Origin of the sequence: Acinetobacter sp. 742879 (genome assembly GCF_000588535.1) — a bacterium.
Classification (GTDB): domain Bacteria; phylum Pseudomonadota; class Gammaproteobacteria; order Pseudomonadales; family Moraxellaceae; genus Acinetobacter; species Acinetobacter pittii.
Genome location: NZ_JFYC01000001.1, coordinates 545830 through 570526, shown reverse-complemented (window position 1 = coordinate 570526; position 24697 = coordinate 545830). Strand labels below are relative to the sequence as shown.

Sequence of the window (24697 nt, the reverse complement as noted above, 5' to 3'; positions counted from 1 at the left end):
ATTTTTAAAAATAAAGGCAGCTTTCAAAGAATGAAAAACAATAGGGCATATCAAAACGTATCCCTTCATAGAAAAAGAACATTGATCTGAGTTTTCTAAAAATCGGTTGATGAGATCGGGGAACTCACAAATTAGAGGTGGAAGGTTAAAGGATTATGATTAATACAACGTATAAACTAATTTCAAAATTGAACCTGAAAAACACGACTTATGGTCAATATTTTGAAAAAGAGCAAATCGATACTGAGCGATTAAAAGTGATGTATTCCATTTACGAACAGTATTATGAAAATACGAGATTTTCTATTTTCGTAGATGATTTCCAAAATAAAAGCGGTGCGATCTTAATTTTTGACTCTGAAACAGATGAGATTGTCGGTTTCTCGACTGTGGTGGTGCAGCATTTCTACTTAAACGGTAAAGACTACACAGTGTTATTTAGCGGTGATACGGTTATTTTGAAGAAGTTTTGGGGCACGCGTAGTCTACAAAGTACCATGCTCAAACTTATGATTAAGCTTAGAATCAAATATCCATTTAACGAACTCTATTGGCTCCTCATTTCTAAGGGCTATAAGACCTATCTTTTACTTGCCAATAACTACTATGTCTATTACCCAAATATTAAAGACGAAAACCAGCATCTTTCGGAAGTGGTTGAGCACTATTGTGAAAAATTCTTTGGGGAGTACTACGACCGTGAAGCTGGCCTTTTAAATTTTGGCGATGACTATCAGCCATTAAAAGGTGAAGTCGCACCAATTACTCCCGAAATGAGAGAAAAGAACCCAAATATTCATTTCTTTGAACAAAAAAATCCGACATGGAAAGCTGGTACAGAACTGCCGTGTATTGGTCGTCTTGGTTGGAAAGACATAGCCCGTTTCCCTGTGAAGCTGATGACTAAACCGACCAGTAAAGGAAAGTTTGAAGCTTGCGTAACACATAAAACAAAACGTAGAGAGGCCATCCAATGAAATCTAATGAATGGCTGACGCTTGGCTCACATCTAATTTTAAAAAAATGGTGTGATGCATCTGACCGTAATTTTCAAAAACAGTTTAATGCTTTAGAGACCACGCAACGTCAAATTTTGCATTCGATATTACAGACCTCGACCTTTGCCAAAGATAAAAAGGTTCAAAACTATGAACAGTTTATAAAATCATTTCCTGCGACACGTTACGGCGCATGGCGAGAAGACATTCAGCTTTACCGTGAACAAAAACTTTCACTCTCTAGCAGTAAGCTAGTTCGTTTCCAGCCAACCAGTGGTTCGAGCGAACAAATTAAGTTTATTCCATACACCAAGCTGTTTTTAGATGAACTTGACCATGCGATTGCGCCGTGGATGGCGAGTTTATACCGCAAATGCCCACAGTTGAGTTCGGGCACACATTATTGGTCGGTGTCATGGTTGCCTGAAAGCCAGCGTGAAGTTTTAAAAGACAAAAACCTAAATGATGACAGTGCGCTACTTGGTGTAGGTAAGCGAATTTTGTCTAAGTTTACTCAAGCGGTTCCAAGTAATGTTGCCTTTGCCGCCAATGCCGATGATGCACTGTTTGCCACCATTTGCTATTTGGTCGCAAACCGTAACTTAGCCATGATTTCGGTGTGGAGTCCAACTTTTGCGTTGCAATTGCTCGAACGTTTAGAGTTGCTACAACAAGACGTGATTGAGGTTTTACAAAGTGGTTCATGGGGTAACCGTCAGGCTTCATTAAAAGAAGTGACTGCACCGCGTAGCTCTGAAAGTGCTCAAGCCTTAATTGCAAGTTCAAACGGCACACAGATCGACTTTAAAAAGCTCTGGCCAAAGTTAAGTCTGGTGTCGAGTTGGGACACCGCAGGTTCAAAAGCTTGGGCCGAAAAATTAAAAGAGAAGTTACCCAGTGTTCAGTTTGAAGGTAAAGGACTATGGGCGACGGAAGGTGTAGTCACCATTCCCTATAACGACCAATACCCGCTGGCCTACCAAAGTCATTTCTATGAATTTGAATATTTAGAGGGTGAGAAACAAGGGCAAATCATTCCGTCGTGGCAACTTAAACAAGGTGATGTGGTCAGCCCGCTGATTACCTCTGGCAATGGCTTACTTCGCTACAGTTTGGATGATTGCTTACGGGTAACAGGTTTTATAGAGCAAATTCCATGTTTTGAGTTCCAAGGCCGACGTTTTGGAGTCGATCTGGTCGGTGAAAAACTCGCACCTGAAACTGCCCAACAGTTGTTGTCTCAGTTAAATGAAACCGAATCGAAAGCGATTTCTTTACTTGCGATTGATACCCAACAACAGGTTAAACCATTTTATTGCGTACTTTTTGAAGGTGATATTCATCACAGCATTAGTAATGAATATATCGACAGTATCTTGCGTCAAAACTTCCACTACGAACTTGCTCGAAACTTGGGGCAGCTCGACCAACCTCAAATCCGCCAAGCCAATAATGGTTGGAATGCCTATAAAAAACTGGTCATGTTTGATGGCATTATCGAAGGCAATATCAAGCCTGAGCCACTCAAAAAAGTCACTCTGAATAGTTTGGAACAACTATGAAAGGGATGAAGCCATTTAATACTCGGTTTTTAACACTTCGACACGCCTTGTATCTAGGCGTGTTGGTTGTGTCGAACACACATGCCATGACTTTAGAGGAGGCTTTATCTGCCAGCTTAAGACATGAAAGTCAGCTTGAGGTCAGCCGTTTAAGCGTAAACCAATCCACTGCTATGCTTGAGCAAGCCAAACAGCGTGACGGACTCAAAGTCAATTTAGTCGGGCAACTTGACTATGAAAGAATAGATACGCCTTCACACGTCCTGTTTCCAACCGAAGGAAACCGTAAAGGTCGAAGTTTGCAATTACAGGCAGATTATCCGATTTATACCTCTGGTCGACACCGTTTAGGAATAGATGTTGCCGAAAGTCAGCTTTCTGCACAAAATCAAGGTTTGTCAGATCAACGATCTGAAACCATTTTAAATACCGTAATGGTCTATACCGATGTACTAAAAAAGAAAGCCATTTTAGAACTCAGACAAAAGACCATGGCAAATCTGCAACGGTCTTTATATGAGTCAAAGCGCCGTTTTGACGTGGGAATGATTACCCGTGCGGACTTGGCTCAGGTTTTGGCGCAAGTTGCTCAAGGCCAAGCCGATATCACACAAGCTCAATCTAACTTAACTGTAAGTGAAGCACAGTTTTACCAAGTAACGGGTACAACACCTGATAACCTTGTTGCGATTAAACAGCTACCCGCTATTCCCGCGAGCTTAGATGAAATTTTGGCGCAAACCAAAAACCATCCAGCGTTAATGCGTAGTAAATACGAAAAGCAGGCTGCCGAGAAACAATATGCTTTAACTAAGCGTGAACTGTGGCCAACGGTCATGCTCACTAGCCGTGCCGGAAAACAAGATGAAGCAAGCTATATTGGTTCTGAAAGTAATAACTACATGGTTGGGGTGCAGCTCAATGTACCGCTCTATGACGATGGTTTAAATCGCGCCAACGTTAAAAAAGCACAGGCCGATATCGATTTGGCTCATCAGAAAATACGAAGTCTTGAACTGGATTTGAATAAGCGTACACGCACGACCTATGCACAGCTTCAAACCATTCGACAAAATAAAGAAGCTCTGGCAAATGCCATAGAGGCTGCATCTATTGCCTTTGTCTACACACGTAAAGAGTTTAATGTCGGCACCAAAACGACATTTGATTTGCTCAATACCGAGCAAAAGCTACTCGATGCACAAACCCAAAAAACCGTGAATGACCAAGACGAAGTGGTATTTGTCTATCAGCTACTCGACCAAATGGGACGTTTAAATAGTTTGGTTCCTACACAGACCGCACAACAGGTGAATAATGAATAAAACAAATACACCACTTGCTGACAGCACTCTCATTACCCGTGAAGCAACTTTGGCAGATGACGAAGCTTTACGAGACTTAATTGCGGTGCCAATGACCACTAAAGGCATACAAATTAGCTTTCAGCGCGAACCGAGTTATTTTAGAGCGTCTGACATTGTCTATCGAAATAAACTACATGTTGTGATTGAAGACACCGAGAGTCAAAAGAATGTCGCTTGTTATAGCAATGGTTACCGCCCATGTTATGTCGATCGAAACGTTCAAAACTTACGGTACGCGGGTGATTTACGGGTAGATCACAACTATCGTGGTAAATCACTGGTGAAGGTTCTAGCAAAGCATGTAAAACAAACCATGCATGAACCGAACTATAGCCAAATGATTATTTTTGATGATAACCATGCTGCGCGGGCAGCCATTCAAACAGGTAAAACAGGAATGCCCGATTATTATGATGAAGGGCTTATCGAGACATTAAGCCTGACTGACTTAGGCGCAAAAAGAAAAATCACGGCTTTTTTAAAGCAAGTTGATAAACAGAGTGATCTTCAAGAGATTCGTAGCTGTGTTGCAGAAGCTCAGCACGTGGAAGCTATGAACCAGTTTATTGCCGACATGGCAGAGTTTTATAACTTTATTCCAGCCTATAACTTTGAAGAACTGGCTCATGGTCATCAGTATTTTTCAGGAATGAAACTATCGGACTTTTCACTCTATTTTAAGGGTGAAAAACTGGTGGGCATGTTTGGTTTATGGGATCAGCACAGTATTAAGCAAACCAAAATTTTGCATTACAGTTCAACCATTGGCGTGTTTAGACCTATTTACAACTTATTGACTCCAATTACTAAAGGTATGCGTTTGCCTAAACTTGGTGATTCAATAAAGTACCATGTGCTACATACGCTTATGTGCCATCCCGAAGATTTAGCTTTGCATCATAAAATGCTTGAAGATGCCTATAACAAGTCAAAACAACAGGGCGTTGGTGTGGTGAGTTTTACGCTTTCCCATAAAGACCCGCGTTATCAGTTAAACCAGTTTTATAAAGGCGAACGTTTAACAGGAATGCATGGTTTTATTAGTTATGAGGGCGACCCAAGACCACATTTTGATAAAAACCTAATTCCGTACTTAGAAGTCGGGCGTATTTAACCCTTATATAGCTTCGCTGTAGGTCATTAATGCGCAAAAATTTGCTCAATTCTTATGAATGTTAAATAGGGTTGAGCAAACATATGCGCAAAATGGTGAATGTTCGTTAGAGCAAGAGACTTTTCTCAGGGTGATTTTGATTGCGTTACAAAATCAAGATAACTCGTTTGGGATTTAATAAACCTAGCGAATTTGACCCTTTAGCCCAACCTATCTTGCGCCGTTGAGACAGCTAACATGGTTTGAAGGTAATAATCGACACGTGAGTGATTATTGTCCTTATGTGAGTTATGCGCATTAAAGGCTGCATCATGAAGTTTCACCACTCGAGCAATTGGATTTAAACCACAACGGAATAAATATTCTTCGCGTGTTTCATCTTCTCGTTTAGTTAATGCATCTACAGCATCGCGGATTTCTTTTCCAAATAAGCTTTCGATTTTGTCTAGCGTAAGAGGCGTGTCTTCAACACTATCGTGTAGAAGGGCGGTAATAATGTAGATTTCTGAAAATTGATGCTCGATTAATGAATTGACCACACCTTTAATATGGTACTCAAAGTAATCATGAGGGCCATACTTTTGACCTTGATGAGATTCTTTAGACAATGTCTCTGCGAGTTCAACTTGATTTTGAGTCATTTTTTGCTCTTATCACTTTAAGTATATGAGGCGGCCTAATTTTAAGATGGTCGCTTAGGTCATAATTTTATACTGAATAGTGACTGTTAAAAACACTTCTTAATAAGAGTAGTCACTCACTTTTATTAATTTATTCTTTGCTGATGTGAGCCAAACCAGCCCTTAAGTTTTTGAAATTTTAAACTTTAACTTAATGATATAAAAGATGATTGTAAATATTACTTAAGAGTTTCCTTAATTATCTAATTAAATGAAAAATAATAACTATTTAAATAATTTCTAGCCAATTTCACATTGACACCTCAAATATTGAAGATTACCATTTGCGGGCTGGCCTACATCGCTAGCCGGTTTTAGCAGACCGTATTAGACCGCATCAGGATTATTTCTTCTGAGGAATAGTTTTGTGCGAAAACTCCCAGTTCCCTCCCGTAGCGGTAGGACGGGAGAGGGACACCCTCGGGTGTGCTGGAGTCTAACCAGTCTGCTAACCCTCTTTCGTTCTGCCACCATAAATCTTATGCTCTGGCAGAACTCCATATATAAGGAGTTGGCTTTGCACATCCAGTATTTCTTGGCAACCTTTGCCAAAAGCTATAACAACACAGCTTAAAACATTTAACGCAGCTTGATCGCCGTAAGGCTTTTTCAGGCTTTAGCTCGTTATTACTTAAAACTTTCATCAACAACTAAAACTTGAGATGTGCTCGGCACAGTCTTTATGGCTTTGCTACGCCTTTTTTCACCTTTAGAAAAGTGGAAGGCTTTTATATCTCATTTATATACAACAATAATTTTTTATAACGGTAAAAATATGCAAAATTTAACTCTCCCAACACGTGCTTTTAACGTCGTAAATAAATCAATTGAGCTGTTTCATTACCACGGGTTTCATTTGGTCGGTATCGACAGACTTACAAGTGAGTCCGAAATAACTAAAATGACGTTTTATCGCTACTTTCACTCTAAAGAACGCTTTATTGATATTTGCTTAGTCGTACAAAAAGAACGTCTCCAAGAAAAAGTAGTGTCTATGGTCGAATACGACGAATACCCCAGCGCAGCCGATAAACTCAAAAAGCTCTATGATTTACACGCAGACATAGACGGGCTGTATTACCTGTTATTTAAAGCCATTTTTGAAACGAAAAATAACTACCCAAATGCGTACACAACCGCCGTGAGATATAGAACATGGCTCACCAACGAAATATATAGCCAACTTAGAGCACTTAACTCCGATGTTTCCTTTACCGATGCCAAACTCTTTCTATATATGATTGAAGGTGCCATTATTCAGCGTTTAAGCTCGGATGAGGTTGATGAAAGAATGGTTGAGGTGTTTTTGAGGGGGATGGGGTGAGGGGGAAATTCGGTTTTGTGATTTTATAATATTAACTATTGATCAAATTTAATTTTGATCAATAGTTAATGCAATTACTAAACACTATTAATGCTATCTAATGAAGTGCTGGAATAATTTAACTATCTAAACGTATTGTTGAGCTGCGATTTTCAAGTTTAATATTTTTATCCTTTATATCAAAAATATCTTTCAAATATAGAGCGGTACTTGCTTTACCACCAAAGTATGATGCTCCTAAGATCAGACCGACATATACTACACATGAAAGAATTTTATAAAATGAATATGCATTATTATCTATGCGTTTACTTAAAATTAAATCTTGAAGGAAAAAAACTTCAAATATTATTAAACCTAAATAAACTAATACCGCAAAAATAAGTATTGTTATTGCGGTTGATTTGATTTTCTCAATTGTTTTTTCTTTAAAAGTATATTCTAAATATGCCTGATCATTTACTATATTTTGTTTGATAAAGAAATAACTAAAATTTAAGTCTGAAAAAAGCTTATTGAAATTCCATAGATTATTAATTCTTTTATTGAACAAACTATAGTGATATCTATTGGTTCCTAAAAATTGATTAGTGATATATTGGAATTGGATAGGTTGCAATGAATTTTCACCTTGGTTAAATTTTTCACATGCATCCAAGTAATTATCCAACTCTACCTTATCTTCTTTGAAATTTTTCTTTTTTAATTCAATACGAAATCTTGGTAAAAAAAACCATTTAATAACTGTGCCTAAAAAGCCAAGACTTAATAAGACTTCAACAATTAGTTTAACCCACTCCATATGTAATCTCCAATTTATTAATGGACCTTTATCTAAACAAAAAAATTAAAAATTATCCATATAGAAAGGTCTGTATTGCGTCACAAATTGACGTACCCCGTCTGGGTGCATAACTTTTCTTTTACTTTTTTAAATACATAAAAGGCTTGTTTGAGGGTTTATATAAGATATCTACAGAACAACCCATTTCTCACTTAATTTTTATATTCAAAGTATTTTCTAAAAATGAATCACTTTTAGTTTTCCATACATTAGCAGGCACTGGATGTTTAGCATCTTGAATAAGTTCTAAAGTGTTTGGAATGCTTTTACTATCAAGTACTTGATGTAGCTGAATACTTTGCTTTGGGTCAACAATAGGGTCTTTAGTGCCAACTAATATAAGAGTAGGTGGATATTGAAACGAAATTGGTAATGATGATCTAGCAGCGGACGCCTTTTCTATATTTTTATCTGTAGCAATAGTTTGGTTTATTTCATTCATTACATTTGATGGTAGTGTTCTAGCGTTAGAACTCCACTGGGCATACATACCTTTAAAGTCATAAAACCCAGATACCAAAATTAAAGCATTTATCTTTGCAGAGTTAGCTACAACATTCGCTATAGACGCACCACAACTAATCCCAACTACGGCAACCTTGTTTGGATTGCGATCGAGCAAAATTAATGGCTTGTACAAGATTGTTTTGTGAAGCTTTACCACAAAAATCTGATTTTCCAGATGACTCACCATATCCACTCATAGATACAGCAAAACTAAAAAAGTTCTTTTTAGCATATTCATTTAACAAGCCTGAGCGTACAAAGGCTTTAGCACCTTGTTTGTCTTTCTGAATACCATGTAAGAAGATAATTGCTGGATACTTTTTATCGGCTAAGAGGTCTGGCTCTTTCCAATAAATTTCAGTTGTTTGATTATTTGCTGTTAAAAGTTGATGCTGTGCTTGCTGGGTATAAATATAAGGAAGAATAGATACACGAAAAAAGGCATAAAAGCCAATAACTAAAATTAAAGGAAGAATGTAGGAAAGGGCTATATTCTTTTTCTGCTTAGGAAGCATAAGAACTCTTATAGTTATGTATGATTGCGAGTGATTTTCTATCTGTTGAAATTTAAAATCAATATATAAATTTCTTAATTAAATAAACACGGATATCTCGACAACATCCGTGTCTTAAAAGACCTAAAATTAATGATGCTTTTTCTCTGCCAATTGCATGGTCTGTTTAAGCTGTTTACGGTTAAACCCTAGAAACTCAATCACATTTCTAAACAGTGCTGGTGCTTTGGCAATTGGAGTATTTACTTTAGGTACAACCGTCATATCTTTACGCCGTTCTATGCTCTCAACTACACCCGAAACAACTTCTTCAATAGATACATACTTCCAAATACCAGAGTTACCTTTCCATACAGCTTTACCCGCTGGGTCATTTTGAATAGTGTCCATTAATGGTGTTTTAAAGAAAGTTGGATGAAGGCTGCCAACACCTATATTTGAATATTTTAATTCCAGACGAAGGCTATCGCATAAAGCCCAAACGCCAGCTTTACTCGAAGTATAGTGAGTGTTTAATGGGGAGTGGACGAAAGCCGCCATTGAAGACACTGCCAGTAAATATCCCTGAGTTTGTTTTACATACGGTATAGCTGCGCGGAAAGTACGAAATACTCCAGTCAGGTTAATATCGATAGTTCGTTCAAAGGTTTCAGGAGTCATATGTTCTAGTGCTTCCGTTGAGCCTATGCCTGCATTTGCAATTACCACCTCAATTTTACCGAAGTGTTTAGCTGCATTTGCCATAGCAGTTTCTAGGCTTTCCAAAGAACGGACATCGGCAACCCAACCTGCGGCAATGCTTTTTCCACCTAGCTGTTTTGCCAGACTTTCAACTTTGCTCAGGTCTAAGTCTAATAATGCGAGTTTTGCACCTTTGGCCTGTAATGCCTGAGCAATCTCAAGACCAAGACCACCTGTTGAGCCTGTAATTACCACAACTTTATCTTTTAATTCATACTTCGCCATTTTTAAAGTCCTTTAACTTAAGCTTGAGCTACTGGAACAGTACGTTTAAGAAAATCAATTTGATCTTTCACCACATGTTCAAAGGCTTGACCTGTGTAAATGTTAAAATGACCGTATGAATAGGTTTTTATTTCTTTGTGAGGTGTGCGCTTGGCATGACGCAGTGTGGCTTTTGCAGGAGCAACAGTATCCGTTTCACAAATACAAAATAGAACTGGGGCTTTAATTTTTGGAGTCTTACGTCCCGGGTAATAACGGATAATGTCTAATGTAAAACGTGCTGCCACATAGTTTTTGTAGTTAGGTTCGTCTTTAATTATGGACATAATTCCTGAATAGGCATCTGGAGCAGTCATTAACGCCGTTTCATGCTCTAGTCCTGCAAGTTTAACCATAAGTGGTTGTTTGCCTAATGTCACTCCAATACGGTCACGCACAGCCAAAGCCGTAAGTTTTGCTGAAGTTAAAGGACTCATGGCTAAACTAGAAGAAAGGCCATCGGTAAATGGACATTGTGAAACTACTGCGCAAATGTTGGCATCCTGAGCGGCAGTAGCCAACACATGACCGCCAGAAAAAGAACTTCCCCATAAAATAATCTTGTTTTTATCAATATTTGGTAGACTACGCGCATAGGCAATAGCTGCTTTCCAGTCTTCAAGCTGACTTTTTATGTCTAGTAATTGTCGAGGTTGACCTTCGCTATTCCCAAAATAGCGATAATCAAACACTAAACAAGCATAACCCTCTGCCACAAAACGGTCTGCAAAAGCTGTTAAACGCATTCTTCGAGTACCACCCAGACCGTGCGCCATCACAATCATTGGAGTAGCAGCCTCGGCCGCTGGACGATATAAATAGGCACTGCATTTCACGCCGTTTGAATCAAACTGAACATCTAGTGGTGTTTGTGGCCCATTCTTTAGATTTTTATTCATCGTGTTTCTCTCAATATTTGCTATGACTCTATCATCTGAAAAATAATGAGATAGGGCTTGATGAAAGCCGCCATATTACTTGACACTTTGCGCCAAAATTTGGATTGAGCAGGTGTTTTAGTTATTTGCTTTTGCTTAAAAGCTTTAAGTACACTACTTGATATTTGACGCCAAATTAGAACTATACGAAATGAATGGATTGAATAAGTCGTTGTATAGAAGAAGGATTCCTGAAACCTATGTTCAGTTATTGTTTGAATATCTCGAAAAGCTAGGACATGAGCCAGAAAAGGTTCTTGGTGAACCATGGCCTAAAGCAGATTCAAATCATTTGGAAGGCGTAGATATTGATCATTGGGAAAGTCTTCTTGTTATCGCTAAAGATTATTTAAATGACCCTTTCATTGGCTTACATGTGGGCCAAACAATTACAGCTCAACATCTAGGCGTTTTAGGTTCTGTATTTCTTGCGTGTGAAAATTTGGGAGCGGTTTTAGAAAGATTTGAACGCTACCAAAGGCTCGTATATGACGTGGTACCCGCATCTGTACATATTTACCCAGAGTATGTAGAGCTTTCATGGGATACCACGGACGATCAAACAGTCGGGGGCTTATCTGATGAAACTGGCCGTACCGTTATAGTTCAGTTTTGCCGTAGTCTCATTAGAGGAAAAGAAAGACTTAAAGAAATACATTTTATTCATGAACGGCCTGAAAATGTTCAGCCTTATGAGGAGTATTTTGGTTGTCCTGTGCTTTTTGAGCAACCCGTGGCACTGATGCGTTTCGATAAGGAAATCTTAAGTCTACCGCTTAAAAACTCCGACGCGGCTTTAGTTGCCATACTAGAAAAGCATGCCGACAAGTTACTGGCAAGTCTGCCACATATTGATGAAATTACAGATCAAGTTCGTAAACAGATTGCTTACTTACTTCATCAAGGCGAACCAACTATTGAACAACTTGCAGAGCGATTAAATTATTCACGTAGAACCTTGCAACGCCGTTTAACCGATGCAGGTACGAATTTTCGGAAAGAATTAAATATTGTCCGTTACGAATTAGCAAAGTCGTATTTAAAAGATCCAAGACTACAAATTGTAGAAATAGCCTTACTGTTAGGTTATGCCGAGCACAGCCCATTTACACGGGCTTATAAAGAGTGGTCAGGTAAAACGCCACAACAAGCCCGTGAGGAAATGAATAACTGAGGGTAGAACTTCTTAAAATAAGATGTGCATATGTTTTGAGTGTTTATTCATCATTTAATGCACATTCAAAATTACTTGGGTTTTCTTTACATCTTACTTTTTTCAAAAAGTTCATCATTTTGGGATCATAAATACCAGCCTTGGTGAGTTGTATACGTGCCTCGCGCATCATTTTCATATAGTTTAATTGTTCATTTTTAGGAATATCCATCCAATATTTTGAAGGAATATCACTTTCATATTTAGCAATAATGCTAAACGTTCTGTTTAGTTGGCTGGCTACCCAAGTCCGCGACTTTTGCCCAAAACCTGCTGGAAATTGGTCTTTACGAATAATGAAATTGGCAGAAATTTGAGTCAAAGGAAAACGAACGATAGCGCCTTTCTCACCTAAACCTTTGTGTAGTTCAAAAGGTTTAAATGCCACAATAGGAGCGGGCACAATATCAATTTCATGGTTATTAAACTTCGCACCGGCATTGGTAACGTCTACAGATACAGCCTGACCTCCAACATGTTGGACAAGCTTTGGTTGCGCCTCATCGTATTTAAATACCCCAATTTTTTTTCCGGCAGCTTTAGCGAGTGTATTGATACTTCTATCATTTACAAATAAATATGCAGGGCCAATAGTCCCTAAACCTGCAATTTCGTAAGGGCCTACCACCATGTTTTTTGCGGCCATTGGTGAAGACAATAGCTTATAGGCATTAATTGCCGTTTTCATATTTGTTAATGCCCCAACTGCATCTAAAGATCCTGTATATTTATTAAACTGACGGCCACGTAAACCACTAATAATAGCGCCATCACACTTACCGACTTTTAAATCTTCAGCCGCAATGCGTTCATCTACATATGCTTTTAAAGATAGATCAGCACCCCAATTTTTAGCTTCAAGCGCATAATCTTTGGCTAAAGCGAAAGCATCTCCCGATTTACCAATTGGGTCATACACACAAACGACTTGTTGTTTGGCATAAATAGTTGTTGTTAAACATGTGCTTGCAACAAGTAAAATAGTTTTAAAACGATCCATATTTAATTATCCATTATTTAAATTATAAAAATTATTTTATAAATCTAGGTTAGATTAGATATGACATTTAAATAAGAATTTAAAGAGAAAAGGTCAAAAGGTAGCCTTAATTAGCACCTTATTTTTTTAATTGTATGGCTATGTTGTATATGAATTGAGATCTACCAGTGAGCTAAATTTAAAGAACAGCTGTATACACGTACTATACCTTTTTTTTCAAGCATGCAAAGAGGTTTTAATATATTTTATTTAAATTTCAATAATATACGCAATAATTTGAGTTTCGGTTTTTTAATTTTAACAGGCTAAAAGTTTTGAGGCTTAAAAGGAGATTTAGAAAAAGAAATCTGTATAGCAGCCAGTAGTCGCAAATACATCTTGTAAGTAGCTCAGCTCACTAGGGTAAATATAAAAGTGTAATGACAACTTACAGGAAGTTGTCTAGAAAATTATTCTGGTTAAGATTAGAAATAGGGTTTAATACATAAACATCCAATAGAACCAGCTTAGGCGTTTAGTAATTTGCTAGAACAACACATACAGTTAACCAAGCTAAGTATTCATCACAGTAAAGAATTAGTAGTGAAGCAACAACAACATAGAGAAGCGAAGTCTGATATATCGTAGGTTTCCAAATCTTTTATTTAACATAATATACATTATGCGAATAGTTGTATAATTTATTATTGACCCATAGCTTGGCAGCTATCCTTCATTTGTTCATTTGTTCATTTGTTCATTTGTTCATTTGTTCATTTGTTTGTAGTGCTTATTTCTTTCTAGCTATTGCGGTACTTTTAGCTCAGCACTAGCATCTTCTGACGTTGCTATTGATGGATAATAAATAGGATTCATAAAATCTAATTAAATAGAAATTATGATTAGGTTTGGCTAATAATCGCTTGTTTGATTTTTATTGAGCTTTTTCTCTACCTAGAGCTCCTTGAAATTAGAACTACATTTCGCTAATCCATTTTAATAAAACGTTTAAAGTGTGCTGTAAACTTTAATTCACTAAATCTGATGTGATCAAATTCTCAATATAAAATAAATTTAATTACATATTATTAAAATAATGTATATTTAGTCACATTTTTATTAAAATCTATATTTTATTTCTCAGTAGTAATTTTGGAGCATAAATTTAAAATAAATAAATTGCATTTTTATTAAATATTTTAATGTATATCATGTTGTTTTAATTTTTAGTTTGTTTTTTATTAATAATTTTTTTAATTTCTATAAATAACAATAACTTAATTTGATTTTTTGGGTTTTGTTATTAATAAGGTTTTAGAAATTTTAACTATTACATTATTTAAAGTGTTTAATGTGATTTATATCACGTACAAATTAATAATTTTTTATTATTTAAAGCTTAATGATTGTTTTTAAATTAAAAATAAGGTATCAAATATATATAAACTATTTTATAAATAGGTATATAAAATGAAAAATAATATATTTAAACTTCTTATTTTGATGGTGCTTTCCTCTTCCCCACTATTTTGTTATGCAAGTAACACAATAATGATAAGAGGAAATATTGTTGAAGATACATGTTCAAGAGAACATAGCGAGATAGAATGTGTTGAGGTAAATAATTTAAATATTAAACTTGATAGTGAATATTTAAATAAAGATAGTCTTTTTAAATTAGCTCAACATACTGAGAAAATGGACACAAGCATTGAGAGCATAAGTTCTAACCACAAAGTCGTGCTTATTAATTACCATTAATATCCAAACTTATTTTTGCAGTAAGTTTGATGAAAGAGTGATTTGTCGAATTCATCGCATATTTTGATAAATTGATTGATGAGTCACTCTTTTTTCATAAAAAATGACTATTTGTATATTTTTTCTGTATACATATGCATAATTTATTCTATATAATTGTATTCTAAGAATTTAAACTTATTTTTCACATAATTTGTTTAATTCTTTTTTTATTTACATCGTGTTCTTATGTAACTTGCTTCTTTTCATAGCTTTTCTTTTTTATAAAACAAAAAAATGTTCATAAACAATGGTATAGGCTATTGATAGCGGCTATACATCTCAAATAATAAATGTGGTTGAATTAAAATTATGAAAAAATAATGTGATCTAGTTTGCATTTTGTTTAATAAGTGTTAAGATCGCCGCATTACTTTTCAAGATGTCAAACACTGGAAAAGTAAGGAAATAAACTTTTATCCAGACTTTTGAGAAAACACTATGAAAAAACTTGCTTTGATCGCTGCTCTTTCGGTTGTAGGGATTGCTAATGCTCAAGCTGCTGATGGTACAATTACAATTAATGGTTTAGTTACAGACAAAACTTGTGACATCGTTACCCCTGCTGGTAAAGACTTCACAGTTACTCTTCCAACTGTTTCTAAACAAACTTTAGCTGTTGCTGGGGATGTTGCTGGTCGTACTCCTTTCCAAATCAACCTAGCTAACTGTTCACAAGGTAAAGTAGCTACTTACTTCGAACCAGGTGCAACTGTTGACTTTAATACTGGTCGTTTACTTAACCAAGACGCTACTGGTGCTAAAAACGTTAACGTTCAACTTTTAGGTAGCAACAACAACTTCATCCCAGTACTTGCTGCGGGTGCAAACGGTGCTCAAGCTAACTCTCAATGGGTTGACGTAGCTGATGGCGCAGGTGCTGACCTTAACTACTACGCTGAATACTATGCAACTGGCGCTTCTACTGCTGGTAAAGTAACTACTTCTGTTCAATACACAATTATCTATCAATAATTAATTGGTAGCGGGGTTTCTATGTCCGCATGGAACCCCTGTTTTGTGTAACGCTTTCCTGAATCTTTCTTGGTTGAGAACTCGAAAATGAAATTGAACAGTTATAATTTTTTGTTAGGTTTAGCATTTGCTTCAGCAGTTATTGCACCTGCTACTCAAGCAGAAATTGTAATTCATGGCACTCGTGTAATTTACCCGTCAGATGCTAGAGAAGTTACGCTACAAGTTAGCAATAACGGTTCAAAGCCCGCACTTGTCCAAGCTTGGATTGACGAAGGTGACCCAAAAAGTACACCGGACCAATCAAAAGTTCCTTTTATGATTGCTCCTCCTATTTCTCGTGTTGAAGCAACGAAAAGTCAGACTCTTCGTATTACAGCTTTACCAAATGCTTCTCAGTTAAATCAGAAGCAAGAAACAGTTCTGTGGTTGAATATTTTAGATATTCCACCAAGACCTACTTCAAAAAGTGAAGATACGACGCCTGATAATTTCTTACAACTTGCAATTCGTTCACGTATTAAATTCTTCTATCGTCCTTCATCGATTAAAGAAGATGCGAATTTAGCATCAGATAAGCTTCAATGGATTAAATCTGGTCAAAGCTTAACGGTAAAGAATCCTACCCCTTTTCATATCACAATGACTTCTGTTTACCAAAAGGCAGGTGATAAAAAGGTTGATTTATTACCTCAGGGGCTAATGATTAAGCCTTTCTCTGAAGCGTCAGTTCAGCTTAAGAATGGCAACCTTCAAGATATGAGTTTTATTAACGTCAATGACTACGGTGGTCGCGTTGAGCACCCGATAAAACTTCAGTAATCAGATTTATCTTTTTAATAAATTTAAGCACCTATATGTGTAGGCGGACTTAGCTATGCCAAAAAAAAGGCAAGAATCTTATAAATTATTAAAACGCCATATTTGTTACTACTTGGCTTCTGGTGTTGTCACAATGACAATGCCTGTATTCGTGCATGCTGAAGAAACAACTACGAGTGCTCCAGTAGAGGCTGAATTTGATTCTGCTTTTTTAATTGGGGATGCTCAGAAAGTTGATATTTCTCGTTTTAAATATGGAAACCCTGTTTTACCAGGCGAATATAACGTTGACGTATATGTAAACGGTCAATGGTTTGGTAAACGTCGTATGGTCTTTAAAGCCTTAGACCCTAATAAAAATGCAGTAACCTGTTTTACAGGGATGAACCTGCTTGAGTACGGCGTTAAACAAGACATTTTGTCTAAACACACTACCCTTCAAAAAGAAAATAATAGTTGTTATAAAATTGAAGAGTGGGTTGAAAATGCATTCTATGAATTTGATACCTCTCGTTTACGTGTAGATATTTCTATTCCGCAAGTTGCTTTGCAAAAAAATGCGCAAGGCTATGTCGACCCAAGCGTATGGGATCGCGGTATTAATGCTGGTTTTCTGTCTTATAGTGGTAGTGCCTATAAAACATTTAATCAGTCGAATGATCAAAGTGAAACAACAAACGCATTTATGGGCGTTACGGCTGGGTTAAATATTGCTGGCTGGCAATTACGTCATAATGGCCAGTGGCAGTGGCAAGATACACCTGCTGAAAACCAATCTAAATCAGATTATCAAGAAACAAGTACATACTTGCAAAGAGCCTTCCCTAAATACCGTGGTGTTTTAACGCTAGGTGATAGTTTTACAAACGGCGAAGTATTTGACTCTATCGGTTATCGTGGTATCGATTTCTCAAGTGATGACCGAATGCTACCAAATAGTATGTTAGGTTACGCCCCGCGTATTCGTGGTAACGCAAAAACCAATGCAAAAGTTGAAGTTCGTCAACAAGGCCAACTTATCTATCAAACAACTGTTGCACCAGGTAATTTTGAGATTAATGACCTTTACCCTACTGGTTTTGGTGGGGAAATTGAAGTTTCTATTATTGAAGCAAATGGTCAAGTACAAAAATTTTCGGTTCCATATGCTTCAGTTGTACAAATGTTGCGTCCAGGTGTAAACCGTTACTCTTTGACTGTAGGTCAGTTCCGAGATCAAGATATTGACCTTAATCCTTGGGTAGTTCAGGGTAAATACCAACAAGGTATTAACAACTACCTAACAGGTTATACAGGCATACAAGCTACAGAAAATTATGCTGCTGTATTGTTAGGTGCTGCTTTTGCTACACCAATTGGTGCTGTTGCGTTAGATGTGACCCACTCTGAAGCCGACTTTGAAAAACAGTCATCACAATCTGGGCAAAGTTTCCGTTTAAGCTATAGTAAGTTAATTTCTCCGACTAACACAAACTTAACTCTTGCTGCATATCGTTACTCGACAGAAAACTTCTATAAATTACGTGATGCTCTACTTATTCGTGATTTAGAAGAAAAAGGTGTAAACACTTATGCGGCTGCGGGCCACCAGCGTAGTGAATTCCAAATTACTTTAAACCAAGGACTTCCTGAAGGTTGGGGTAACTTCTATGTAGTAGGTTCGTGGGTTGACTATTGGAACCGTAGCGAAAGTACTAAACAGTACCAAATTGGTTATAGCAATAACTACCATGGTTTAACTTATGGTTTATCTGCAATTAACCGTAAGGTTGAGTACGGTTCAAATGATGCGACGCATGATACTGAATATCTAATGACGCTTTCATTCCCAATTAACTTTAAAAAGAATTCAGTCAACGTCAACGTTACTGCTTCTGAAGATAGCCGTACTGTTGGCGCAAGCGGAATGGTTGGCGATCGCTTTAGTTATGGTGCCTCTGTTTCACATCAAGACTATGCAAATCCAACATTTAACGCTAATGGTCGTTATCGTACGAACTATGCAACTGTTGGTGGTTCTTATAGTATTGCTGACTCTTACCAACAAGCAATGGTTAGCTTAAGTGGTAGTGTGGTTGCACATTCAGATGGTATTTTATTTGGACCTGAGCAAGGCCAAACAATGGTACTTGTACATGCACCTGATGCAGCTGGAGCAAAAGTTAATAATACCGTTGGTTTAAGCGTAAATAAAGCTGGTTATGCGGTTATCCCGTATGTTACACCTTATCGCCTAAACGATATTACGCTTGACCCACAAGAAATGTCGAGCCAAGTAGAGCTTGAAGAAACAAGTCAACGTATCGCACCTTTTGCTGGCGCAATTGCGAAAGTGGATTTTGCGACTAAGACAGGTTATGCAGTCTACATTAATAGTAAAACTGCTGATGGCAACAGTTTACCGTTTGGCGCTCAAGTCTTTAATCAAAAAGATGAAGCTGTAGGTATTGTTGCACAAGGTAGTATGATTTACTTACGTACCCCACTTGCTCAAGATCGTCTATATGTGAAATGGGGCGACGAAAGCAATGAGCGTTGTTCGGTTGAGTACAACATCAGTAATCAGTTGCAAAATAAGCAACAAAGCATGGTAATGACTGAGGCTGTCTGCAAATGAAAAAATTACTCTTAAATAGTGGTGCTTTAGTTGTATTAGGTTTTTGTATTAATACAGGTGCTCAAGCGGCCTGTACGACTAGTCCCGGTTTCAGAACAATTGATGTTGCGATGCAAGTTGGACGAGTTGTAGTTCGACCGAGTGACCCTGTAGGTAAAGTTTTGGTTAAATCACTTTTTGAGATCAGACCAGATCCTTATACTACATATACCTGTAGTCTTTCTGATATGTTGACGGCAAAGTTATTACAAAGTTATCCACTTAGCGTACTTGGTGATAGCATCTATTCAACTAATATTCCAGGGATAGGTATCCGACTCTACCGAGAAGCGTTTAATGCTGGAAATTTCTCTGGTTATTACCCTTATACTCGTCGTGTTCCATCAACCAACTTTCGTCTTGCGGAAGGCTATTTTGTTGTAGAAATTGTAAAAACAGCTGAAAATACTGGATCTGGAACTTTAGTCCCAGGTGTTTATAGTAGTTATTATGCCGGAAACCGAAGTGATCGACCTTTTTTAACCAGTACGGTTAATGCTAATGCGATTACTATTGCCTCTTCATCTTGTGAATGGCGTGGTGCTATTAATAAGCAGGTACAGCTACCAACAGTTACAAAAGCTGGGTTTAAAGGTGTTGGTTCAACTCAAGGAGATCAATCCTTTGAACTCAATATTCTGTGTAATGGTGGTATCAACCCAACGGGTTATGAAGAGAAAAACCTCATTAGCTTGAGTTTTGATTATCAACAAGACGGTACTAATACCCAAGTTTTAAAAAATCTTGAACCAAATGCAACTAAAGCAAATGGTGTTGGGGTTCAACTTATATGGAATTATCAAAATAAAAATCAAGTTATTGACTTAGGTAATAAACTAGAATTGGGAACTGTGAAATCAAATCAAACCATTCAATATGATGTTCCTTTAACAGCGCGTTACTATCAAACTGCAGCAAATGTTACACCTGGTAAAGTTCGCGCCATGGCTACTGTAACTATTGAATATGATTAATCATATTCAATAGTTTTTAAACCTAATAATTTCAAATATTTAAATATTAATAATAAATTTTACTTTAACACTACTTTCTAAGAATTTCATACTTAACTAGATAGGAATGTTTATGAAAAAAATAGGTATATTTGCTGTTAGTGCAATTACATTATGCTGGGCCATGTATGAAGTATCTTCTGATAATACCAATACAGTAACGCATAGCGAGTCAAGCCAAAAAGTAGCATCTAAAAAATTTTCATCAACTGCAAAGGATGAAAAATTAACGTCTCAAACCCTTTTGGCAAAAACAAATTCCCTTAATTCTGCCCCAGTGTGCCAATACAATTTTGATGTGACTCAGGAAGATCTCGATCTATGGAATAATGAACATCCTGATTTTCCTAAAAAAATATTCCCTTCGATAAATGAGCAAAAATTTGGTTTTAAAGTAGAACCTACGCCAGAAAGTCAGTATGGCTACGTAGATTATGTAGCTACAAGTAAAGTAGATAGTCTGAATTCGGTTAATGAAATTGGTGATTTAACGATACCTCACACAAGTATTATTGCATTTGAAATGGAACTTAAAATTCCAACATCCACTCTTGGGAGTTCATCACTTGGAAATTCTACTTATTACTCCTCTAGCATTGGATTTAGTGGGGTAACAAATAATGGTTATACAATTAGATCCAACTATTGGTTTGATATGGGGGGTATGATCCAGATTTTGGTGAGAATCCTGCTAGATTAAACTATTATGTAGCTTATCGACTTAGTGATAATAGTGGGCCTAACAATCCATATTATAAAGGTCAAAACATGACAAATAATTCAAATGAATACCAAAGATTAGGGATGTATATTAATCAGAATACTAAGCAGGTTGGCTTGATAGTAAATGGTGTTGATCAGGGGTATCAATCTACTTTACCTGCTCCACTAGAGAATATACGTTTTTCTGTCTCAAGCAGTATAGGAATATACTCTAATCAATTATTTGGACAAGAATTATCTAATGAACTGATTACTGACCGTAATGCGCTACAGTTTAGCTACCCTCAAGGCACAACAGATATGTGTGGTAATGCCATTTAAGATATAAAACTATAAGTCATAAAGAAGGGCTGAATTACAGCCCTTCTTTATTCCATTTAGAAATGAATGACAGTACGAATTGATTTACCTTCATGCATTAAATCAAAAGCAGTATTAATATCTTGTAAAGGCATGGTATGTGTTACAAAAGGCTCAAGTTGAATCTCACCTTTCATAGCATCTTCGACCATTTTAGGAAGTTGTGTACGACCTTTTACTCCACCAAACGCAGTACCTAACCATTTACGGCCCGTCACTAGCTGGAATGGGCGTGTCGAAATTTCTTGGCCTGCACCAGCAACACCAATAATAACAGATTGCCCCCAACCACGATGTGCACACTCTAGAGCCGAGCGCATAACATTAACGTTACCAATACATTCAAATGAATGATCTACACCCCAACCTGTCATTTCTACAATCACTTGCTGAATAGGTTGGTCATAATCTTTTGGATTTAAGAAATCTGTAGCGCCAAACTGTTTAGCAAGTTCAAATTTATCTGGGTTGGTATCTACGACAATAATGCGTCCTGCTTTTGCTTGACGTGCGCCTTGTACAACAGCTAAACCAATACCGCCTAGACCAAATACAGCAACAGAATCACCTTCTTGTACTTTTGCTGTGTTATGCACGGCGCCAATACCAGTTGTCACACCACATCCAAGTAAACAAACTTGTTCGTGATTCGCTTCAGGATTGATTTTAGCCAAAGAGACTTCTGCAACTACGGTATATTCACTAAAGGTTGAACAGCCCATGTAGTGGTAAATTGGTTCGCCGTTATATGAAAAACGTGTGGTGCCATCTGGCATTACACCTTTACCTTGAGTAGCACGTACCGCAACACACAAGTTGGTTTTTCCAGATTTACAGAATAAGCATTCTTTACATTCAGCCGTGTAAAGTGGAATCACGTGATCACCTGGTTGAACGCTTGTTACGCCCTCACCTACTTCAACCACAACACCTGCGCCTTCATGACCTAAGATAGCAGGAAAAACACCTTCTGGGTCATCGCCAGATAATGTAAAAGCATCGGTATGACATACCCCTGTATGGGTAATTTTTATTAAAACTTCACCCGCTTGAGGTGGTGCAACATCAACTTCAACAATTTCTAAAGGTTTTCCTGGGGCAAAGGCGACAGCTGCACGAGATTTCATCTTTGGGTTTCCTTTAAATCATTCGGTATTTATAGTCGAGCAAAATAGATTATATATTGATAATACAAGAGCTTAATTTTGCTTAAATTAAAATTGGCTTTCATGACAATCCATCACAGCATAGCCAGTCAGATACATCTAAGCAAGCCTACATTTAAAAAAGAAGAAAACCTCTTGCTTGAAGAGGTTTCTTATCAAATCATTAGCTTATAAGCAGCTTATTTTTACTTAGAGGTAAATATCTGGTGGATATGGTGTGTTATCACTAATTGGAGAATAAAGCGTATTTTCAACAAAGAAGCCATTTGGGGCTTGAGTGGTATCAATCGTAATTGAATCAAACATAACTTGTGGATATGCCCAGATAAATTGCTTCATTAAACCTAAAGAAACATTGTTTTTCATGTCACCAAAAATTCGTTGCCAAATAGGTGTTCGATAAGGTTTGGTTTTATCAAATCCATAAATATAGGCAATAGATGCATCGGGAACAAAACCAGATAAATAAATGACTTTATTGGCAGGATAGCCTAACCCTTGTATAGGGATTTGGGAAACTGCCTGATGTGCCAAGTCTAAGCGAGCTTCTAATAGCCAATCATAAGCTTCTGTCATCATGTAATCAAAATTAGGATATGAATAATGTTGGCTTGGATAGTTAATATAAGTGGCTAAAGTCTGAATTGGGGACTGAATGGAAGGAAAGAAAATGAGCGGACTAACTTTGGCACTGGAATATTTTGCTTTGATCACGGTACGAATATTTTGACAGGTTTGTCCTAATTTATTTCTAAGCCATGTTTTAAACTCATCATAAGGCGTTCCTGTTTTATTCATTGCCTCATAAATTGTACCCAAATCTGGTGCATATAATCCTGTATCTGCATTAAAAGCCAATTTTGTTGGGTAGTCATACACACAAGGTAGATTGGTGTCAGTGTTATACCACCACCAAGGTTCACCAATCTGCATATTTACATCGCATCCACCCACTACCATTGTATCTGCGAACTCAATAAAGACTTTATGTAGATATGCCAAAGCATTCTGATGACTTAAACTAAAAAAATAGCTCGGTGGTTGGTAGCCTGTTTTACCTAAATTACTGTTCCAGTCACGCTGTGCCCAATATTCATTGGCGCCCAAGGAATACATTTCAAAGCTGACCCCAAAAATGGGTTGCAAACTGGCGTTATGTAAAGCCTGGGCATATTTCTCATGCCATTTACGCGTACATGAGTTAACGACCGCCTCGCCTGTCACCAACGTATCAGGTATTTGCCATTTATTAATATCGCTTTTCCATGTCATTTCTGGATAATGCGACATTCCACAATAGTGGTTAACGAAACCTTGGTATCCCAAAGCGACCATATTGTTGACTAGGCGCTGCGGGTTTAAGTCATAGTGGTCATCATAGCTGGTGCAGATGCCATAATTGTGCTGTGGCACAACTACGCGGCTCAAATTTAACTTTGCATTTGTTCCAGTTACAACGGAGTTAGTGAGGCGAATGTAGCCATCTTTTGGTTGACTTAAAGGTGTAGCAGTTTGGCCATTATAGTCACTGGTAAAGCCAGAAAATGAGATTCGCTGAATATTGGTTACCGGAAAGCTATCTGTAGCAGAGAAGCCTGCTTTTACTGTATCCCAATTAATACGAATATGCGCCGTTCGCGAGGAAGGATTATTTGCGTAATTAAATAGAACAATATATGCAATTTTATTTACGCCATTTTCATTGTAGTACACCGTTAAAGTGGGCGTTAAACTTGGATTGTTCAGCACTGGCATCGTGGCAGATAGTTCAATATCGAAGTCCCAAACCACCCCTGCATAGCTATATTTGGTTTGATACGCTAAAAATTTATGATCTTTAGTGTCATAAGAATCCCAAGTAATTCCTACCAAATCATTAGTCATACGTGATCTAAAAGTTGCTTCAAAACCATTTCCATAGTTCGTAATGGCGAAAGACATCGTTTGCGGGCCGTCTATTCTCCAATAAATAGGGCTAAACCGATCAATAAGTGTATTTTGAGTGATTGGGCGAGGTGATGTATTAGTATTATTTTGTACATTCTGTGAGTTATTTATCATGTCTACATTCTCTTAATGTATTAAGAGGTTTTATATTAAATAATAATTCTTATTTTATTGTTCAGATAAGTCACA

18 protein-coding genes and 2 pseudogenes are annotated in these 24697 nt (G+C 37.2%); 12 read left to right on the top strand and 8 right to left on the bottom strand.

Going from position 1 to position 24697, the window contains the following annotated elements; genetic code table 11:
- Positions 1 to 188: 188 nt before the first annotated feature.
- Genes J690_RS07455 through J690_RS07440 form a run of 4 tightly spaced genes read left to right on the top strand, consistent with a single transcriptional unit; the run spans position 189 to position 5041 of the window.
- Positions 189 to 977 (top strand): hypothetical protein, encoded by a 789-nt coding sequence (locus J690_RS07455; RefSeq protein WP_171073723.1) that lies wholly within the window; start codon positions 189 to 191, stop codon positions 975 to 977.
- Positions 974 to 2560, top strand: coding sequence for a GH3 family acyl-acid amido synthetase (locus tag J690_RS07450; RefSeq protein WP_032035115.1), 1587 nt, complete (start codon positions 974 to 976; stop codon positions 2558 to 2560). The genes J690_RS07455 and J690_RS07450 overlap by 4 nt, the downstream gene beginning before the upstream one ends.
- Positions 2557 to 3885: a TolC family protein gene (locus tag J690_RS07445; RefSeq protein WP_032035114.1), complete on the top strand. Its 1329-nt coding sequence runs from the start codon at positions 2557 to 2559 to the stop codon at positions 3883 to 3885. The genes J690_RS07450 and J690_RS07445 overlap by 4 nt, the downstream gene beginning before the upstream one ends.
- Entirely contained in the window at positions 3878 to 5041 is a 1164-nt protein-coding gene (locus tag J690_RS07440; RefSeq protein ID WP_032035112.1) for a hypothetical protein, read from the top strand. Before J690_RS07445 ends, J690_RS07440 begins: the two co-directional genes overlap by 8 nt.
- A 200-nt stretch (positions 5042 to 5241) precedes the next feature.
- Here the strand turns inward: J690_RS07440 and J690_RS07435 are convergent, their stop codons facing one another.
- Positions 5242 to 5682, bottom strand: coding sequence for an HD domain-containing protein (locus J690_RS07435; RefSeq protein WP_032035110.1), 441 nt, complete (start codon positions 5680 to 5682; stop codon positions 5242 to 5244).
- 814 nt (positions 5683 to 6496) lie between these two features.
- Between J690_RS07435 and J690_RS07430 the strand changes: the two genes are divergently transcribed.
- Positions 6497 to 7045, top strand: a complete 549-nt coding sequence (locus J690_RS07430) for a TetR/AcrR family transcriptional regulator (protein WP_032035108.1) — start codon at positions 6497 to 6499, stop codon at positions 7043 to 7045.
- Positions 7046 to 7163: 118 nt separating this feature from the next.
- Here the strand turns inward: J690_RS07430 and J690_RS07425 are convergent, their stop codons facing one another.
- From J690_RS07425 to J690_RS07415, 4 genes and pseudogenes are all read right to left on the bottom strand, one after another.
- Positions 7164 to 7847 (bottom strand): hypothetical protein, encoded by a 684-nt coding sequence (locus tag J690_RS07425; RefSeq protein WP_032035106.1) that lies wholly within the window; start codon positions 7845 to 7847, stop codon positions 7164 to 7166.
- Positions 7848 to 8037: 190 nt separating this feature from the next.
- Positions 8038 to 8911 (bottom strand): annotated as a pseudogene (locus tag J690_RS0104065) (alpha/beta hydrolase family protein).
- A gap of 129 nt (positions 8912 to 9040) precedes the next feature.
- Positions 9041 to 9877 (bottom strand): SDR family NAD(P)-dependent oxidoreductase, encoded by an 837-nt coding sequence (locus J690_RS07420; RefSeq protein ID WP_032035105.1) that lies wholly within the window; start codon positions 9875 to 9877, stop codon positions 9041 to 9043.
- A gap of 17 nt (positions 9878 to 9894) precedes the next feature.
- Positions 9895 to 10815, bottom strand: a complete 921-nt coding sequence (locus J690_RS07415) for an alpha/beta hydrolase (RefSeq protein ID WP_032035103.1) — start codon at positions 10813 to 10815, stop codon at positions 9895 to 9897.
- Positions 10816 to 11005: 190 nt separating this feature from the next.
- Here J690_RS07415 and J690_RS07410 point away from each other — a divergent pair, with 190 nt between their 5' ends.
- A complete protein-coding gene (locus J690_RS07410) occupies positions 11006 to 12028 on the top strand; it encodes an AraC family transcriptional regulator (protein WP_032035101.1) in 1023 nt (340 codons plus the stop codon).
- 43 nt (positions 12029 to 12071) lie between these two features.
- On the opposite strand, the gene adeT1 is transcribed toward J690_RS07410, so the two are convergent.
- Positions 12072 to 13067 carry a putative multidrug efflux protein AdeT1 gene (adeT1, locus tag J690_RS07405; RefSeq protein ID WP_032035100.1) on the bottom strand — a complete coding sequence of 332 codons (996 nt, stop codon included), beginning with the start codon at positions 13065 to 13067 and terminating at the stop codon, positions 12072 to 12074.
- Between the two features lie 1449 nt (positions 13068 to 14516).
- Between adeT1 and J690_RS0104060 the strand changes: the two genes are divergently transcribed.
- The 6 genes and pseudogenes from J690_RS0104060 (at position 14517) to J690_RS0104055 (ending at position 21356) form a co-directional block, all read left to right on the top strand.
- A complete protein-coding gene (locus J690_RS0104060) occupies positions 14517 to 14807 on the top strand; it encodes a hypothetical protein (RefSeq protein ID WP_032035099.1) in 291 nt (96 codons plus the stop codon).
- A gap of 480 nt (positions 14808 to 15287) precedes the next feature.
- Positions 15288 to 15821: a fimbrial protein gene (locus J690_RS07400; RefSeq protein WP_002113678.1), complete on the top strand. Its 534-nt coding sequence runs from the start codon at positions 15288 to 15290 to the stop codon at positions 15819 to 15821.
- Between the two features lie 87 nt (positions 15822 to 15908).
- A complete protein-coding gene (locus tag J690_RS07395; RefSeq protein ID WP_002113601.1) occupies positions 15909 to 16643 on the top strand; it encodes a fimbrial biogenesis chaperone in 735 nt (244 codons plus the stop codon).
- 55 nt (positions 16644 to 16698) lie between these two features.
- Positions 16699 to 19260, top strand: a complete 2562-nt coding sequence (locus J690_RS07390) for a fimbria/pilus outer membrane usher protein (RefSeq protein WP_032035098.1) — start codon at positions 16699 to 16701, stop codon at positions 19258 to 19260.
- Positions 19257 to 20273 (top strand): fimbrial protein, encoded by a 1017-nt coding sequence (locus J690_RS07385; RefSeq protein WP_032035096.1) that lies wholly within the window; start codon positions 19257 to 19259, stop codon positions 20271 to 20273. The genes J690_RS07390 and J690_RS07385 overlap by 4 nt, the downstream gene beginning before the upstream one ends.
- A 112-nt stretch (positions 20274 to 20385) precedes the next feature.
- Positions 20386 to 21356, top strand: a pseudogene (locus tag J690_RS0104055) (DUF4882 family protein).
- Between the two features lie 56 nt (positions 21357 to 21412).
- Here the strand turns inward: J690_RS0104055 and J690_RS07380 are convergent.
- A complete protein-coding gene (locus tag J690_RS07380; protein ID WP_014206736.1) occupies positions 21413 to 22522 on the bottom strand; it encodes an S-(hydroxymethyl)glutathione dehydrogenase/class III alcohol dehydrogenase in 1110 nt (369 codons plus the stop codon).
- Positions 22523 to 22750: 228 nt separating this feature from the next.
- Positions 22751 to 24622 carry a non-contractile tail sheath protein gene (locus tag J690_RS07375; protein ID WP_032035094.1) on the bottom strand — a complete coding sequence of 624 codons (1872 nt, stop codon included), beginning with the start codon at positions 24620 to 24622 and terminating at the stop codon, positions 22751 to 22753.
- Positions 24623 to 24697 lie beyond the last annotated feature (75 nt).